The following is a 16,357-nucleotide window of genomic DNA, read 5'->3' as shown; positions in this document are numbered from 1 at the left end:
TGGGAGCCCCCCTTGCCTGCCACCTCACTTCCGGGTGGAGTGCGCCGCCGTGTCCGTCCCCGCTCCGTCCCCCGAGTCCCAGCGCCTTCCCCTCCCGCTCCCGCCCGCCCGGCTCGTCCAGGTGCTCGGAGAGCGCCCGTCTCCCGTGGTGGGGTGGCTCGCCAACCGGGTGATGGACGCGGTGTGCGCGCTGCCCGCCTCCCTGAAGGACTCGCTCGCCCGCTTCGTGGGCTGGCTGGCGTTCACCCTGGGCATCCGCCTCCGGGTGGCCCTGGAGAACCTGACGCACGCCTGGCCGGACATGAGCGACGCCGAGCGCCGCAAGATTGCGCTCGGGGCCTACATCACCATGGCGCGCGTGGTGCTCGAGTCCATCGACGAGAAGGACCACGTGAACACCCACTGGGAGGAGCCCGAGGTGAAGGGCGAGGCGTGGGCGGCGCTCCAGGCCAACATCGCCAAGGGGCAGGGCGCGCTGCTGGTGACGGCGCACTTCGGCAACTGGGAGCGCGCGGGGAAGATGCTGCTGCGCCGGGGCATTCCGCTCAACGCGCTGGTGCGCCCGCTGAAGGGCGCGCTCAACATGCGGATTGTCGACAACCGGCTCGCCGCGGGCGCGGGGCTCATCTACCCCAAGGGCGCCATCGCCGAGGCCCAGGAGGCCGTGCGGCTGGGCGAGACGGTGCTGATGCTGCTCGACCAGTCACTGCCGGCGAAGGCGGCGGTGTTCGTGCCCTTCTTCGGCCGGCCCGCGTCCACCACGCCGGCGATGGCGGTGGTGGCCCAGCGCACGGGAGCGCCCGTGTTCGTGGTGATGGGGATTCGCGACGAGAGCGGGCAGAAGCTGCGGCTGGAGGTGGAGGGGCCGATTCTTCCGCCCGAGGGCCTGGGCGAGCAGGACGCCATCACGGCGCACACGGCGGCGGTGACGTCGGTGCTGGAGAAGTACGTGCGGCGCTACCCGGATCAGTGGCTGTGGCTGCACCGGCGCTGGAAGGTGCAGCCGCCGCCGGAAGCGTGACGATGCGGACCCTCTTCATCGGAGACGTGCACGGCTGCGCGGAGGAGTTGGACGCGCTGCTGCACGCGTGCGGCCACCGCCGGGGAGACCGGGTGGTGCTGGTGGGCGACCTGGTGGCGAAGGGCCCGGACTCGGCGGGCGTGGTGCGCCGGGCGAGGGAGCGCGGGATGCTCGCGGTGCGCGGCAACCACGACGAGCACGTGCTGCGCTGGCGCGCGGGGAAGATGCCCGAGGGCAAGAAGCTCAAGCCCGAGCACAAGCAGGTGCTCGACACGCTGGAGGACGAGGACTGGGCGTACCTCGAGTCGCTGCCCCTGCACCGCCACTTCCCCGAGCTGAACGTGCGCGTGGTGCACGGAGGCCTGGTGCCCGGCGTGCCCCTGGAGGAGCAGAAGCCGGAGCTGATGCTCAACCTGCGCAGCATCACGCCGGACGGAGCGCCGTCGAAGAAGATGGAAGCGGGCGCCCCGTGGGCGAGCCTGTGGAAGGGGCCGGAGCTCATCATCTTCGGCCACGACGCGCTGCGAGGCGTGCAGCGCTACCCGTATGCGATTGGACTGGACTCGGGCTGCGTCTACGGCAGGGAGCTCACCGCGTACGTGCTGCCCGAGGGCCGCTTCTACGCGGTGAAGGCCAGGCGCGTGTACATGGAGCTCGACGGGCCTCCGTGAGCCGAGGGGCGGCCGTCACCCCTCGGGCGGACGGATCACCAGCACGGGCCGGTCGGCGCGCGACGTGACCTCCTTGGCCACCGAGCCCATCACCGCCTTCTTCAACCCCGAGCGCCCGTGGGTGCCCAGACAGATGACGTCCACGGAGAACCGCTCCGCGGCCTTGAGCAGCACCGTCGCCACGTCCTGGCCCGCCAGCACCTCCACCTGCACCTTGCGTCCCTGGGCATCCGCGTCCCGGGGCAGCAACTGATGCAGCCGCTGCCGCCAGTCCCGCTCCTGCTCAATCGCCTGCTGCGGATTCTCCCCCACCGTCACCACGTACACCGTGCCCCCGTTGGGCAGCAGCGAGAAGGCATACGGAATGGCCCGGTTGGCCGCGTCCGAGAAGTCCGTGGCCACCAGCACCGAGCGCAGCGGGGGAATCGGCGCCGCCGAGCCCCGGGCCGCCATCGACACCGGCACGCTCACCACCGACATCTTCGCCAGCCGCAGCGCGTGGTGCGACACGCTCCACAGCTTGCCCAACGCGCGCCGCTGGTGCGTGCCCACCACCAGCAGGTCCACCTGCTCCTCCGCCGCCAGCGCCACCAGGTGGTCCGCGATGCGCCCCACCCCCGGCTCCACCCGCAGCCGCGCCGGCTGCTGCCCCATCGTCTCCAGCGGCGACACCAGCGAGCGCACCTCCTTCTCCAGCGCGTGCCGCAGCTCGGGCGACACGTCCTGGTAAGACGGCGGCTGCGCCAGCCCCATCCGCTGGTATTCCTCGTGCGGCCAGAAGATGCGCCCGGCCACCACCTCCACCGGGCCGTACCGACGCAGGCCCTGCAGCCAGTCACGCGCCGCCTCGAAGGGCAGCGAGCGGTCCACCCCCACCATCACCTTCAGCGGCCTCGTCCCCTTCACCCACGCCTCGAAGGGCTCCGCCTCGCGCACCACCAGCAGCGGCACCGGCAACGCCGTGGCCAGCCGGTCCACCGTGCCTCCCACCCCCAGGAAGGGCGAGGCACTCGTCGGCCCCGCCGTCACCACCAGCCCCGCCCCCTTCTCGTGCGCGAAACGCCCCAGCTCCTCGGCCGGCTCGCCCGTCAGCACCTGGTGGCTCACCCTCGCCCCCAGCTTCTCCAGCCGCCGCACCTCGTCCATCAGCGCCGACGTCGCCGTGTCCCGCAGCGTCTGCCCGAAGGCCCTCGCCAGGTCGCCCGGCAGCACGTGCACCAGGAAGAGAGGCTCATCCAGCTTCCGCGCGAGCTCCGCCGCGGCCGTGGCCGCTCGCTGCGCGGCGTCCGAGAAGTGCGTGGCACAAAGGATGGTCATGGCTGCTCCCGCTCGGGCCCTCGGGCCCTGGCTCGATGAGTCGGTTCACGTCCCGTGCCGGGCACTCTAGCCACCCGTCTCTCCTGGGGTGGGACAATTCGCACCCTCGTGGCCCGGGTAAAAGCTGCGCACCCCGCGGAGCGCACCGCAAAGCCTGCGTGCCCGCCCTCGGAGCGCACGGGCGGACGGCCCTGGCACCCGGCTCGGACTTCCCGCATCGCTACCTTCACCCTAGAGGCCCTGGAGGTGGGGCCCTGGAGGTCCCCCATGTTCCGCTGCGCGTCCTGTGGCGCCTTCAACCGTGTCCGCGAGCCCCGTCCCCCCGGCCAGCCCACCTGCGGCCGTTGCCAGCAGGCGCTCGACCTGTCGGGCAAGCCCCAGGAAGTGGACGGGGAGGCGCTGTGGCGGGCGGTACGTGCCTCGCCCGTGCCCGTGCTGCTGGATTTGTGGGCCCCCTGGTGCGGGCCGTGCCGCGCCGCCGCCCCCATCCTCGAGGCCGTGGGCCGCGCCCAGGCGGGCCGCCTGCTCGTCCTCAAGCTGAACACGGAAGACCACCCCCAGGCGGCCGGCCAGCTCGGCGTGCGCGGCATTCCCACCTTCGTCGTCTTCTCGGGCGGCCGCGAGGTGGCGCGCCGCAGTGGCCTCATGCCTCAACCCGAGTTGGAGCGCTGGGCCCTCGGCTCGGCCCAGGGTGGAGGACCGTGGGCCTCGGCGTGAGGGCACGGTGACGGGCACCCTCACCCTGTCCCTCTCCCGGAGGGCGAGGGGCCAGATGGCCAGGAGGGAAACCCTTCCACGAGCCCACCGGGAGGGGGCCCGAGGAGGAAGGACGATGCGGATGCGATTCCGGGACCGGGAAGAGGCCGGACGGATGCTGGCAGAGCGGTTGAGGGACACCCGCGGCGAGTCCCCGGTGGTGCTGGCGCTGCCGCGAGGCGGGGTGCCGGTCGGGGACGAGGTCGCGCGGGCGCTCGGGGCCCCGCTGGAGGTGCTGGTGGCGCGCAAGCTGGGCGTGCCCTGGCGGCCGGAGCTGGGAATGGGCGCCATCGCCGAGGGCGGCGCGCTGTACGTGAACGCCGAGGTGCTGGCCTACGCGGACCTGACGAACGAGGACGCGCTCGCGGTGGCACGGCAGGAGTCGCGCGAGCTGGCGCGGCGGGTGCGGTTGTACCGGGGCGAGCGGCCCCTGCCGGACGTGCGGGGGCGCACGGTGCTCCTGGTGGACGACGGACTGGCGACGGGAGGCACGGCGCGGGCGGCGGCGCGAGCGGTGCTCGCACGGGGGCCCCGGCGCCTGGTGCTGGCGGTGCCCGTGGCGGCGGCGGAGACAGCGGAGGCCCTGCGCCGCGAGGAAGTGGACGAGGTGGTGACGGTCCAGGAGCCGGAGCGGCTGGGAGCGGTGGGCCTCTGGTACGAGGACTTCCACCAGGTGGACGACGAGGAGGTGCTCGCCCTGCTCACGCACGCACACCCCACCGGAGCCTCACCGTGAACCTCCCCTCTCCAACCTCCCCTCTCCCGTCGGGAGAGGATCGGGGTGAGGGTGCCACGGGCCCCAGGCTGAACCCGTGTCACCCTCCGCGCATCACGGACCCCGTCAGCCGCGCCCGGCGAAGGTGCCGCCGTCCACGTTGAGCGCGTGGCCGGTGACGAAGGAGGCGGCGTCGGAGCACAGCCACACCACGGCCTCGGCGACCTCTTGCGGCTGGCCCACGCGGCCGATGGGGTGGGTGGCCTCGAGTGCCTTGGCCACCGCGGGATGGTCTCGGAAGAGGTTCTCCACCAGCAGGGTGTTGCGGATGACGGCCGGACACACGGCGTTCACGCGGATGCCCTGCTGCGCGTACTCGAGCGCCGCGGTCTTCGTGAGGCCGAGCACCCCGTGCTTGCTGGCGCTATAGGCCCCGAGTCCCTTGGTGCCGATGAGCCCGGCCATGGAGGACATGTTGACGATGGCGCCGCCGCCCTGCGCGAGCATCTGCCGCACCTGGTACTTCATGCACAACCAGACGGAGCGGAGGTTGGTGTCCAGGACGGAGTCCCACTCCTCCTCGTCATACTCGTGGAGGGCCTTGGGCACCTCGGTGGTGCCCGCGTTGTTGAAGGCGACATCCAACCGGCCGTAGTGCTCGACGGTGCCGCGCACGAGCGCCTCGACGTCCGAGGCCTTCGTCACGTCCGTGCGCAGGGCGATGGCCTCGCCGCCGGCCTGGCGGATGAGCTCCACCGTCTCCGTGTTGCCCCCCTGACCGCGGCTGGCGACGACGAGCTTCGCGCCGGCCCGGGCCATGGCGATGGCCGTGGCCCGGCCGATTCCCGAACTCGCGCCCGTCACCAGCGCGACCTTTCCTTCGAGCTGCTTCATCCGCTACTCCTTGAAGATGGCGACCGCGGCGACACCGTCCTGCCCCATGTAGCCGCGGTACATGCCCGACGAGTTGAAGGGCATGGCCACGTTACCCTGGGCGTCCATGGCGATCACCCCGCCCTCCCCCCCGGCCTTCACGAGGATGTCCATGACGACCTGGTGGGCGGACTCGAGCAGCGGTAGGTCCAGGTACTCCATGCGCGAGCAGATGTCGCGAGCGACGGTGTAGCGGATGAAGTACTCGCCATGGCCGGTGGCGGAGACGGCGCAGCGCTCGTTGGCATAGGTGCCGGCGCCGATGACGGGCACATCCCCCACGCGCCCGAAGCGCTTGTTCGTCATACCGCCCGTGGAGGTCCCCGCCGCGAGGTTGCCCGCCTGGTCGAGCGCCACCGCGCCCACGGTGCCGAACTTGTGCTCCTTGCCCGCGGGGTGCTCCCAGAAGGTCTGGGGGCCCTGGGGCTGGCCCTGCTCGGGCGGCGTCTGCTGCTGCTGCTTCTCGGCCTCGAGCGCGCGCTGCAGGGACTGCCAGCGCTCCTCGGTGTGGAAGTAGCTCTCGGGGACGAGCTCCACGCCCTGCTGCCTGGCGAACTCCTCGGCGCCCGCGCCAATCATCATCACGTGCGGGGACTTCTCCATCACGGCCCGCGCGAGCGAGATGGGGTTCTTCACGTGGTGCAGGCCCGCCACGGAGCCGGCCTCGCGGGTGCGCCCGTTCATGATGGCGGCGTCGAGCTCGTTCTTGCCGTCATGGGTGAAGACGGCGCCCTTGCCCGCGTTGAAGAGGGGCGAGTCCTCCATGACGCGCACGGCGGCGGTGACGGCATCCAGGCTGGAGCCGCCCTGGGCGAGGATGGCATGGCCGGCCTGGAGGGACTCGGTGAGGACGGCGCGGACGGCGGCCTCGCGCTCGGGGGAGAGGGACTCGCGCTTGATGACGCCCGCGCCGCCGTGGATGACGATGCCCCAACGGGGGGCGGGCCTGGAGACGTCGTCGGAGGAGCTCATGCGCTTGTCTTCCTCGCGTTTGGTGGTGAGGGCGGTGGAACACCCGAGCGGCAGCAGCAGGGCCGCCAGCGTGGCGGCGGAGAGGGCACGACGGAGCGGAGCGGGCATGCGAGGAGTCCCTGGGGAGTGACGGTGGATGCCCCCTCTCCCTCTGGGAGAGGGCTGGGGTGAGGGTCTACTCCAACTCGATCCGAGGCTCACGGAAGTAAGGCCGGTTCCAGCGTGAACAATGCTCTGAACAACGTAGCCCCGCCGGGCGGGTCACAGTCCGCTTTGACTGGTCTTCGGCATGCTGCCATTGAGACCACTGTCGCCTCACGTCACTCCTCAGGGGGAGAGGGATTGAGGCGGTCGTGGAGCCTTCATGATCGGGATGTAGCACTTGCCCTGGTACTCGGCGTGCTCCTCATCGCACGGCGGACGGCGCTCGATCGCTATCCAGCAGCCGCCGTTGATCGCGACATGGTCCGCCTTGGTGCGGCAGGGCGGCCTGACCTGGTTCGAGAAGGGCTTGCCGGGAAGCGGGTAGGCGATAGCCGCCGGGTCCTGCACCTCACCGTCGATCAGGAACGAGGACGAAACTCCGGCGTCCGCCAACTCACCGAGACCGGGAGCCGGAGAAGGTGGGGCGGGAGGCACCATGGGACGGGTTCCCATGCCCAACCAGAAGCCTCCACCCAGTACGAGCACGGCGAGCCCCGCGGCCGCCAGAGCCTTCAACGGAGGGCGCCGCATCCACGGGCCCCTGGGCGAGCCGGTCAGGTGGGTACGCATCCGGGCATTGTCCCTCGAGGCCTCGAGCGCCGCGAGCAGCAGGGTGAGCAGGTCGGCCAGCTCCGCCAACCTGCCCGAGGCCGGTGCCTCCTCCACTTCCAGCGCGATGAAGGGAGGTGTGACCTGGAAGGAGGCGCGCACCTGCCAGTTCTTCTTGGGCCCCCAGGTAGGCCGTGGCCCAGGCAGCATCACCAGGGCCGGGGCTCCTGTCTGGACGTTGCGCGCCTCGTGGAGGTGGCCCAGTTCCGCCGCCGCGTGCTTGTGCCGTTTGCCGAGTTGGAACGGGCCCAACCGCCTGCCCTTCTTCTTCGTGGCCGTCATGCGCTGTCCTCCATGCACTTCCCTACCACGCCCGAGTGGCGTCAGCGGAAGCCCGGTGCGCTCGATTCATACCACGGCAGAAGTCCCCACCGGGTAGAGAACTCACGAGGTCATGCCCTCGACGCACATCCCGAGGCGTCTGACACCTTCGTCCGGCCCCGAGCCCCCATCACGTACCACTGGCTGGCGTACCGGCAACTGCCTAGGCTGCGCCCATGTCCACCACCACATCTCATACGGGCGGCTGCCACTGCGGTGCCGTCCGCTACCGCGTCGAGCTCGATCTCACCCAGCCCGTCATCCAGTGCAACTGCTCCATCTGCGCGCGCACCGGCTCGCTGCTCGCGTTCGTCCCCGAGAGCAGCTTCACGCTCGAGAAGGGCGAGCAGAACCTGACCGACTACCAGTTCAACAAACAGGTCATCCACCACCTGTTCTGCAAGACCTGTGGCATCCGCTCCTTCGCGCGGGGCACCAGCCCGAAGGGTCCGATGGTGGCGATCAACACCCGCTGCCTCGACGACGTGGATGCGGCCACGCTGAACATCCAGCACGTCGACGGGAAGAGCTACTAAGCCAGGAGGGGTAAGTCCTGTCAGGGGGGAAGGTTCCGGCCGCGATGGGGAGTAACTGGTCCGATTGTTGGACCAGTCGGCACGCCGCGCGGCCGGAAGGCGCCCCGCGCGGTTCCGCAGGAGCACCCCTGACAGGACTTACTTCCACTGGCTTAGCCCCGTTCCAGCCCTGGCATCCAACCGGGCGGCCTCCTGGGGTGGCATTCCGTGTCCAGGGCTCCTCCCGGTATGCTGCTCCCCGTGAGTTCCACAGGGGTGAAGCAGGAGTCGTACGAGGAGGAGTTGCTCCTCGCGCTGGATGAAGGACTGATCTCCCACGAGGAGACAGAAGCCATTCGCGAGGAGGCGCTCCGGCGGGAGCGCGGCCCCCTGGAGCTGCTGAGGGAGCAGGGCCGGCTCTCCGAGGACACCCTGCTCATGCTGCGCGAGGAGCTTCTCCCGCGAGGACTCGGGCCGGCACGCGGGCTCGGCCCCGGCCGGCTCCCAGCCCGAGGAAGCCGCCACCCTGGCTCCCGTCTCTCCCGGCACCGGCAACCCCTCCCCCTCCGGCACGCCGTCTCCCTCCGGCAGCGGCCCCGCCTCCAGCGAGCCCCGCGAGCCCGCCTTCCCCGTCCCCGGGTGGGACCGCTACCAGCCCGTGCGCTTCCTCGGCCAGGGCGGCATGGGCCTCGTCTTCCTCGCGTATGACCCCCTGCTGCGCCGCAACGTGGCGCTCAAGTTCGTGCGTGGCGAGGACCCCGAGCTCGCACGCCGCTTCCTCGCCGAGGCCCGTGCCCAGGCCCGCGTCCGCCACGAGCGCGTGTGCGAGGTGTACGAGGTCGGCGAGGTGCACGGCCGCGGCTTCATCGCCATGCGCTACGTGGACGGGCAGCCGCTGGGCCAGCTCGCGGGCTCGCTCACGCTGGAGCAGAAGGTGCTGCTGCTGCGCCAGGCCGCCGAGGGCGTGCACGCCGCCCACCGCGCCGGGCTCGTCCACCGCGACATCAAGCCCGCCAACATCGTCGTGGAGCGCACGCAGGATGGGAGCCTCTCCCCCTTCGTCATGGACTTCGGTCTGGCGCGCGACTGGAAGGAAGAGGGCACCGCCTCGGGCGAGGTGCTCGGCACGCCGCACTACATGGCCCCCGAGCAGGCCCGCGGAGAGGTGTCCCAGCTCGACCGGCGCGTGGACGTCTACGCCCTGGGCGCCTCGCTCTACGCGCTGCTCACCGGCCAGCCCCCCTTCTCCGGCGCCAACGCCCTCGAGGTCATCACCCGCCTCCAGTCCGAGGAGCCCCGGCCCCCGCGCGCGCTGGACCCGGACATCCCCTCGGACCTCGAGGCCATCGTCCTCAAGTGTCTGGAGAAGGAGCGCCCGGCCCGCTACGACTCGGCGCGCGCCCTCGCCGAGGACCTGGAGCGCTTCCTCGCCGGAGAGCCGGTGCTGGCGCGTCAGGGCCTGGGCTACCGGCTGCGCAAGAAGGCCCGCAAGCACCGGGTGGCGCTGTCGCTGGGCTCGGCCGCGCTGTTGCTGGTGACGCTGGCCCTCGGGCAGGCCGTGCTCGCCCGCCGCCACGTGGCCGAGCGCGAGCGCCTCTCCCGCCGCTTCACCGAGCGCGTGGAGCGCATGGAGGCCTCGGCGCGCTACTCCGCCCTCTCCCGGCTGCATGACACGCGGGAGGACCGGAAGGCCCTGCGCGCGGAGATGGAGGCGCTGGAGGCCGAGGTGCGTCAGGCGGGCGCGCACGCCGTGGGCCCGGGACAGTACGCCCTGGGCCGCGCGCTGCTCGCCCTGGAGGACAAGGAGGGCGCGCGCGAGCGGCTCGAGTCCGCCTGGGCGCACGGCTACCGCGAGCCGCGCGTGGCCTGGGCGCTCGCGCTGGTGCTCGGCCACCTCTACCAGGAGCAGCTCCTGCTGGACGTGGAGCGCCGCGGCCCCGAGCAGCGCGAGGCCCGCCGCCGCGACATTCAACGGCGCTACCGGGACCCGGCCCTCGCCTGGCTCCGCCAGGCCGAGGGCCCCGACGTCCCCGCCCCTCCTTTATATGTGAAGGCGCTCCTCGCCTTCTTCGAGGAGCACCACGAGGAGGCACTGGCCCACCTGGACGCCATGGGCGGCACGCAGCCCTGGTTCCACGAGGGGCCGCTGCTCCGGGGCGACATCCTCCTGGCCCGGGCCACGCAGCGCTGGAACCTGGGGGACCGGGAAGGGGCCCAGGCGGACCTCGAGGCCGGCCGCCGGGCCCATGCCGCCGCCATCGCCACCGCCGAGAGCGCTCCCGCCGGGCACTACTCCCTGGCACGCCTGGAGACCGCCGCGCTCATCATGGAGCTGTATGGCCAGGGCAACGTCCTGCCCCACTACGAGCGCGGCCTGGAGGCCCTCTCCCGCGCGCTCACCGCCGCGCCGGACCACGCCCTCTCCCACCTGGCCGTGGCGCGCCTGCACCGCCGGCTCGCCGAGCATCGCCTCCAGAAGGGGGGCGAGGGCGTGGAGCCGCTGCTGGAGAAGTCCCTCGCCGCCTCCCGCGCCGCCCAGGCGCTCGCGCCCTCGGACCGCGTCACCCTGGAGCTGGCCGTCACCTACCGGCTGGCGGCCCGCTCCCGGCAACAGCAGGGGATGGAGCCGCGCGAGCAGCTCCGCCTGGCCCTCGACTCCTTCGAGCGCATCCGCCCCGAGTCCCGCGACTACCCCTACTTCATCAACCTCGGGATGACCTGGCGGGTGTGGGCCGATTACGAGAGCGAGCACGGGGGCGAGCCGCTCGGCCATCTGGGCAAGGCCATCGACGCGTACCTCGCGGCCAGCCACCTGGACGAACGTCAACTGGAGACGTGGATCAACCTGGGCAGCGTGTACCGCAAGCGGGCCTCGGTCCCCAACGCTCCGGATGTGGCGGGAGACCTGGAGCGGGCCCGCGACGCGCTCGACCGGGCCCTGGCCCTCAACCCCTCCCATGCCGCGGCCTGCTTCCAGGGGGCCTATGTCTCCGAGCTGCTCGCCCGCCATCACCGGGACCGGGGCGAGGAGTACGTGCCCCACCTGGAGAAGGCGGTGACGCTCTACCGCCAGGGCCTGGCCGTCAGCCCCAAGCTGCAACAGCTCCACAACGGCCTGGGCGCGGCGCTCCTGTGGCAGGCCGAGCAGGTCTGGGAGGATGGTGGCGATCCCGAGCCCCTGCTCGCCGGGGCCTGGAAGGCCTTCGAGCAGGCCCGGGACGTGGCGCCCCAGCAGGCCTTCTCCCACAACAACCTCGGCGAGGTGCGGGTGACGCGGGCCCTCTTCCAGCTCGCGCGCCGGGAGGATCCGGGCCCGGGCCTGCGCGCGGCCGTGGAGTCCTATCGCCAGGCGCTCGCGCTGCTGCCCGGCGATGCCGACCTCTGGGCCAACCAGGCCCGGGCGCACGTGCTGATGGCCACCTGGATGCTGGAGCAGGGGGGAGATCCGCGGCCGGAGCTCGGAGAGGTCGAGAAGGCGCTGACGAAGGCGCGCGCGCTCAACCCCCGGCTGGGCAACGCGTGGCGCTTCCAGGCGGAGGCGCTCGGCCTCCGGGCCCGCTGGCTGGCGCGCCGGGAGCAGGCCCGGGACGAGGACTTCGAGCGGGCGGCGAAGGCCTGGCACCAGGCGCTGGAGCTGGAGCCCCGGCGGTTGGAGTACCGGCTCGCCGCCGGCCACTTCCTGCTCGAGCAGGCCGGGTGGAAGACGCTCCAGGGCGGCGACGGTACCCCGGAGCTGAAGCGGGCGCTGGAGCTGGCCGGGCAGACCCTCGCCGCCCGGCCCCAGTGGGCCCGAGCCCGCGTGCTGCACGCCAGCGTGCTCCGGGCGATGGCCGGGACCGCGGCGAGCCCGCCCTAACGCCGCTGCCTGTCCTCCTCCGGGGGATCCACCGGCACTTCCAGCTCGCCGCGCTTCGCCTCCCAGTTGGGGAACTTCTTGCGCTCCTTGTCCGGGATGGTCGCGGTGAAACCGTACTTGCTCCCGGGGGTGACGCTGCTGGAGACCGTCTCCGGGGCCGTCGCCTGGGTGCTCGAATTGAGCGTGAGGGGAGCCGACGAGGTGAAGCAGCAGGGGATGTCGAAGTCCACCGTGACGTTGGCGGGGATGCCATCCACCTGGAAGGTCACCGTGTAGTTCGCGTGAATCTTGTTGCTGGGCGAGTAGCGGATGGTGCCATCCGCGAGGATTTCGACGAGGACTTGGGACATGGTCTGGGCTCCTGGTGTCCCGCGCGGGGACGTGGGATGCACGTTGCCAGCGGGAGGTTGCAGGCACCGTACCAGTGCCTCTGACATGCCCGCTCCCTCGGGAGCACGTTCCACCCGGCCACACGGGAGCCCCGGCGGACGCGTCACGGACACGTCACGTCCGGGGCTGACGTGTCAGTCCGCGCCGAGGCCCAGCTCGCGCACGCGGCGCTGGAGGGCGCGCTTGGAGACCTCGAGCCGCCGCACCATCGCATCCAAGTCGCCCTGGCACTCCTGGAAGCAGCGGGTGATCTCCTCCGGGCTGAGGTCCCGGGCGGTGCGGATGAGGGAGCTCTTGTCGATGAGCACGTAGACGGAGGAGCGGGGAATGCCCAGCCGGTCCGCGGCGGCCTTGAGGTCCCACGAGCTGGCGCGCAGGGCCTCCAGCAGCTCCTGCTCGCCCACGTCCGAGGGCTTGCGCCGGGCGGCCTTGTCGTCGGCGGAGTCCGGCTCCTCGGCGGCGGCGGCGGCCGGGGCCCCCGTGGACACGGACTGTCCGGGGACGGGGGCGGCGGCGGAGTCGAGGCTCCTGCTCGAGCCGCGCATCGACGCGCAGGCGGGGCTGGCCCCGGCTGCCGATGACGAGCTGCCGGGCGACGTTGCGGAGCTGGCGGATGTTGCCGGGCCACGCGTAGCGCACCAGGCGCACGGCCAGGGACGCGGGCAGCCACGGCTCGGCGCGCGGGTCCGAGGACGACAGCCGCTGGGCCTCGCCCGTGGTCTCCAGCTCCTGGCGGGCGAAGTACATGAAGAGGGTGCCGATGTCCTCGCGGCGCTCGCGCAGGGGCGGCACCTGAATCTCGAAGCCGGCCAGCCGGTGCAGCAGCGGCGCCTTGAAGAGCCCCTGGCGGATGCGCTCCTCCAGGTTGGCGTCCGTGGCGGTGATGAGCCGCACGTCCACGCGCACCGGGGTACTCCCGCCCACGGGGAACACCTCGCCCGTCTCCAGCACGCGCAGCAGCGCCACCTGCACCTCGGGCGGCGCCTCGCCCACCTCGTCGAGGAAGAGCGTGCCGCCATGCGCGGCGCGGAAGAAGCCCTCGCGGTCTCCGGTGGCGCCCGTGTACGCGCCCTTGCGCGCGCCGAAGAGCTCGGCGGACACCAGCTCCTTGGAGAGGGCGCCCAGGTTGACGCTGATGAAGGGCGCGTTGCGGCGCTTGCTGTGCTGGTGGATGGCGCGGGCCACCAGCTCCTTGCCGGAGCCCGTCTCCCCGCGGATGAGCACCGGCACGTCCAGGTCCGCCACGCGGGAGACATCCTCGCGCACCCGGCGCACGCCCTCGCCCTGGCCCACCATGCCCAGGTCCCCCGTGACAGCCTCCGGCGAGGACGCCTGGTGCAGCAGCACCACCACGCGCTCGGCGAGCTCCAGCGGCACGCCCGCGGCCAGCTCCTGGGGAGAGAACTCCCGCCAGCCCACGACGGACTGCCCGGCCACCCGCACCCCCGTCCCATCCTCCGGCACGAGCATCCGCACGCCGCCGCGCGCCCCGGGCTCGAACTGCACGGGCTTGCGGCTGATGAAGGGATCTCCCAGGGGCAGGGCCAGCAGGCTGCCGGGACGGGCGAAGTCCGGGGCATTGCGCGACAGGGAGGCCGTCCTGCCCGGCGCGGCGCTCATCTCGCTCAGCAGCCGCCGCTCTCCGATACGCTGGGGCTGCGGGTGGGAAATGATGGTCAGCGCCGGCACGATGCGCGGGGTGTTGGCTTCCCTGCCACGCGAGTGCACGGCCGTCGTCGAGAGGTCGTCGGAGATCTTCTTCTGCATGGGGCCTGGGCGGGGCGTCACCGTCAGCGGAAGTCTACACCGGCCCCGCCCCGGGATGTGCAGGCCTGGCAACAGACCGGGTAGGCGGCTCCCAGCTTCTCAGAACACAGGAGCTGGAGCGGACGCTCACTTGGACGGGTGCCAGAGCATCTCGAGAGCCAACTCCACCGCCTCGAAAGGCTCCGCGCGGATGCGCTCGTCCCCGGCGTAGTTGCCCGCGAGCACCCACCGGTCCCCTTCGCGCCGGAAGACCTCGAGCGTCCGGGTCACCGGCTCGATGAGCCAGACGTGCCCCACCTGCTCGCGCATGTAGATGGGCATCTTCTTCATCCGGTCGAAGCTGGCGGTGGAAGGCGAGAGCGCCTCGCAGACCCAGTCCGGAGGAAGGGTGAAGAAGGACTCGTCCGGGTACACCGGCATCCGCGTACGCCGCCACCCCGCGAGATCAGGAACGAGGACGTCGCGGCCCAGGTGCAACTCCGGCTCGTGGAAGATCCACCACCCGCCGGGCCCGCCTCGGCCCCACTGGAAAGGTCCCGTGAGCTCCCCAACGAGTGCCGTGGTGGCCGCGGCATGCCGATTGGCGGGCCGGGGCGAGGCGAGGAGCTCACCAGCGACGAGCTCTCCCACCACCGTCTCCGGCAGGGCACAGAGGTCCTGGTACGTCGCGTGTTTCTTGACCGTGACCGTCATGGGTTCCGGCAGGAGAAGACCACGCCCCCACCAGCCTGGGGAAGCATCCTCATGGGCAATGAAGGGCTCCATTGCTCAACAGGTAGCATGGCCCCTGCCCTACTTCTACAGTAATCAACACAAGGGTGACCCGTGCGGTCACCCCGCACGGACATGCCAGCCCACCGCGCCGGCATGTCCGTGGAGCCCGAGCTACTGCGCGCAGTAGGTGTCGCGGTCGATGATGCCCACCACGCTGACGACGGAGCCGGGCCGCACGACGAACTCGCTGGCGCCCACGGGCTTCGAGTCCTGGCTGCACCAGTCATAGGTGTAGCCCAGGCCCGTCCACGGGTACTGCGTGGTCTGCCAGAAGCCGTAGCTGGAGGCATAGTTGTTGTTGATCCACGTCCTGTGCTCGCTGGACACGCCGGTGGGGAAGCGCAGGCCGCACGTGGTGTCGTCGATCTCCGGGTCCGGGCAGGGGCGGAACATGTCGCCCGGCTTCACCCACATCTCGACGAACTTCCGCCCGTTGTCCGACTCGGTGGCCGGGGGCAGGCCGAGGTACTGGTTGACGCGCGCGATACGGGCCGCGTCATCCGTCACCGTCTTGCACAGCTCCTGCACCTGCGGCACCGCGGTGACCCAGATCTCCCGGCTCAGCGTGTTGTCACCCTGCGCGTAGCCCGTGAACGTGGTCCACGCCACCATCCGCACCGCGCTCTGATCCTCGTTCCACGACAGGCGCGTGTTGGACGGGGTGATCGCCCAGAGCCCGTCGACCACCTCCTCCTGGGTGGCCTCGATGGCGTCGCGGACGGCCTCGGCGTAGGTCTCCTGCGTACACGCCGCGGCCTGCGGCGGCGGCGGCGGCTGCTCCTCCTCGGGACCACAGGCCACCAGCGACATCACGGCAACGGCGGACGAAAGCCAACGCAGACGCGGCATACCTTGGTGCTTCATTTCTCTCTCTGCTCCTGTGAGGGGGGGATGGGGCCGGGCACTCTCTCAGAGGAGGGACCCCGGCGGAAACGGGTCCCCGGACACCCCGCAATTCCCAGAATTCGAGAGGGGCCTCCGCGCCGGGAAGCCGCGGGCGCCGCGCAACGCTTGCGCCGGGCCCACGCAGCCCTTGCGCCCCGCCCGGACTCGCACCGGGGCCGCCCCTCTGAAGAGGGCTGGCACGGTACATGGAATGGAGAGGAGGCATGGCTCGCATCCTCATCCCCGTCGATGGCTCACCTGCGTCCCTGCGCGCCCTGGAGTTCGGCGCGTCCCTGGCCGCGAAGCTGGAAGCCGGTGTCGTGCTGCTGCACGCGATGCCGCGGGTGGTGCTCCCGGTGGGGGGAGATGGCCCCGACGTGCTCTCCGAGCTGCAGAGCTCCCTCCAGAGAGAGAGCAGCCATCTGCTCGCCGCCATGGCGGACAAGGCCCGCTCGCACGGCGTGGCGGTGGAGACGGAGGTGGGGGTGGGGAGCGCGGCGCTCGTCATCCGCGAGCGGGCGGAGGCGGCGGACATCCAGATGGTGGTGATGGGGAGCCGGGGACAGGGAACGGTGGCGCGGCTGCTGCTGGGCAGCGTGGCGGCCGAGGTGGTGCACACGGCCACGAAGCCGGTGGTGGTGGTGCGATGAG

Annotated in this window: 14 protein-coding genes and 1 pseudogene; 7 read left to right on the top strand and 8 right to left on the bottom strand. The window is 71.7% G+C overall.

Annotated features, from left to right (window positions below; genetic code table 11):
- The first annotated feature begins 49 nt into the window (after positions 1-49).
- A complete protein-coding gene (locus tag ACN28I_RS32825) occupies positions 50-1,021 on the top strand; it encodes a lysophospholipid acyltransferase family protein (RefSeq protein ID WP_420945848.1) in 972 nt (323 codons plus the stop codon).
- A 2-nt stretch (positions 1,022-1,023) separates the two neighbouring features.
- A complete protein-coding gene (locus ACN28I_RS32820) occupies positions 1,024-1,692 on the top strand; it encodes a metallophosphoesterase (protein ID WP_420945847.1) in 669 nt (222 codons plus the stop codon).
- 15 nt (positions 1,693-1,707) lie between these two features.
- Here ACN28I_RS32820 and ACN28I_RS32815 read toward each other — a convergent pair whose 3' ends face one another.
- Positions 1,708-3,009: a universal stress protein gene (locus tag ACN28I_RS32815; RefSeq protein ID WP_420945846.1), complete on the bottom strand. Its 1,302-nt coding sequence runs from the start codon at positions 3,007-3,009 to the stop codon at positions 1,708-1,710.
- Positions 3,010-3,276: 267 nt separating this feature from the next.
- On the opposite strand from ACN28I_RS32815, the gene ACN28I_RS32810 reads away from it, so the two are divergent.
- Together ACN28I_RS32810 and ACN28I_RS32805 are read left to right on the top strand one after the other, a co-directional pair.
- On the top strand, positions 3,277-3,726 hold the full coding sequence (locus ACN28I_RS32810) for a thioredoxin family protein (RefSeq protein ID WP_420945845.1): 450 nt from the start codon (positions 3,277-3,279) through the stop codon (positions 3,724-3,726).
- A 115-nt stretch (positions 3,727-3,841) separates the two neighbouring features.
- On the top strand, positions 3,842-4,501 hold the full coding sequence (locus ACN28I_RS32805; RefSeq protein WP_420945844.1) for a phosphoribosyltransferase: 660 nt from the start codon (positions 3,842-3,844) through the stop codon (positions 4,499-4,501).
- 105 nt (positions 4,502-4,606) lie between these two features.
- Here the strand turns inward: ACN28I_RS32805 and ACN28I_RS32800 are convergent, their stop codons facing one another.
- From ACN28I_RS32800 to ACN28I_RS32790, 3 genes are all read right to left on the bottom strand, one after another.
- The gene (locus ACN28I_RS32800) at positions 4,607-5,374 is read right to left on the bottom strand and encodes an SDR family oxidoreductase (protein ID WP_420945843.1); all 768 of its coding nucleotides are present in this window, start codon (positions 5,372-5,374) and stop codon (positions 4,607-4,609) included.
- Between the two features lie 3 nt (positions 5,375-5,377).
- On the bottom strand, positions 5,378-6,493 hold the full coding sequence (locus ACN28I_RS32795) for an isoaspartyl peptidase/L-asparaginase family protein (protein WP_420945842.1): 1,116 nt from the start codon (positions 6,491-6,493) through the stop codon (positions 5,378-5,380).
- A 219-nt stretch (positions 6,494-6,712) separates the two neighbouring features.
- On the bottom strand, positions 6,713-7,480 hold the full coding sequence (locus tag ACN28I_RS32790; protein WP_420945841.1) for a hypothetical protein: 768 nt from the start codon (positions 7,478-7,480) through the stop codon (positions 6,713-6,715).
- Positions 7,481-7,695: 215 nt separating this feature from the next.
- Between ACN28I_RS32790 and ACN28I_RS32785 the strand changes: the two genes are divergently transcribed.
- Both ACN28I_RS32785 and ACN28I_RS32780 read left to right on the top strand, forming a co-directional pair.
- Positions 7,696-8,055, top strand: coding sequence for a GFA family protein (locus ACN28I_RS32785; protein WP_420945840.1), 360 nt, complete (start codon positions 7,696-7,698; stop codon positions 8,053-8,055).
- A 637-nt stretch (positions 8,056-8,692) separates the two neighbouring features.
- Complete coding sequence (locus ACN28I_RS32780) at positions 8,693-11,890, top strand: protein kinase domain-containing protein (protein ID WP_420945839.1); 3,198 nt, start codon at positions 8,693-8,695, stop codon at positions 11,888-11,890.
- Here the strand turns inward: ACN28I_RS32780 and ACN28I_RS32775 are convergent.
- The 4 genes and pseudogenes from ACN28I_RS32775 to ACN28I_RS32760 all read right to left on the bottom strand — a co-directional run bounded on the left by ACN28I_RS32775 (position 11,887) and on the right by ACN28I_RS32760 (position 15,685).
- Positions 11,887-12,240 (bottom strand): hypothetical protein, encoded by a 354-nt coding sequence (locus tag ACN28I_RS32775; protein ID WP_420945838.1) that lies wholly within the window; start codon positions 12,238-12,240, stop codon positions 11,887-11,889. The two genes, ACN28I_RS32780 and ACN28I_RS32775, sit on opposite strands and share 4 nt — an antisense overlap.
- A gap of 174 nt (positions 12,241-12,414) precedes the next feature.
- Positions 12,415-14,047 (bottom strand): annotated as a pseudogene (locus tag ACN28I_RS32770) (sigma 54-interacting transcriptional regulator).
- A gap of 126 nt (positions 14,048-14,173) precedes the next feature.
- Entirely contained in the window at positions 14,174-14,740 is a 567-nt protein-coding gene (locus tag ACN28I_RS32765) for a Uma2 family endonuclease (protein WP_420945837.1), read from the bottom strand.
- Between the two features lie 192 nt (positions 14,741-14,932).
- A complete protein-coding gene (locus ACN28I_RS32760) occupies positions 14,933-15,685 on the bottom strand; it encodes a hypothetical protein (protein WP_420945836.1) in 753 nt (250 codons plus the stop codon).
- 245 nt (positions 15,686-15,930) lie between these two features.
- Between ACN28I_RS32760 and ACN28I_RS32755 the strand changes: the two genes are divergently transcribed.
- Positions 15,931-16,356, top strand: coding sequence for a universal stress protein (locus ACN28I_RS32755; protein WP_420945835.1), 426 nt, complete (start codon positions 15,931-15,933; stop codon positions 16,354-16,356).
- Position 16,357: the final 1 nt, after the last annotated feature.

Source organism: Archangium gephyra, from assembly GCF_049060025.1.
Classification (GTDB): Bacteria; Myxococcota; Myxococcia; order Myxococcales; family Myxococcaceae; genus Archangium; species Archangium gephyra_A.
Note: the sequence above shows the minus strand (reverse complement) of the source record. Positions and strands in the feature narration are given on the sequence as shown.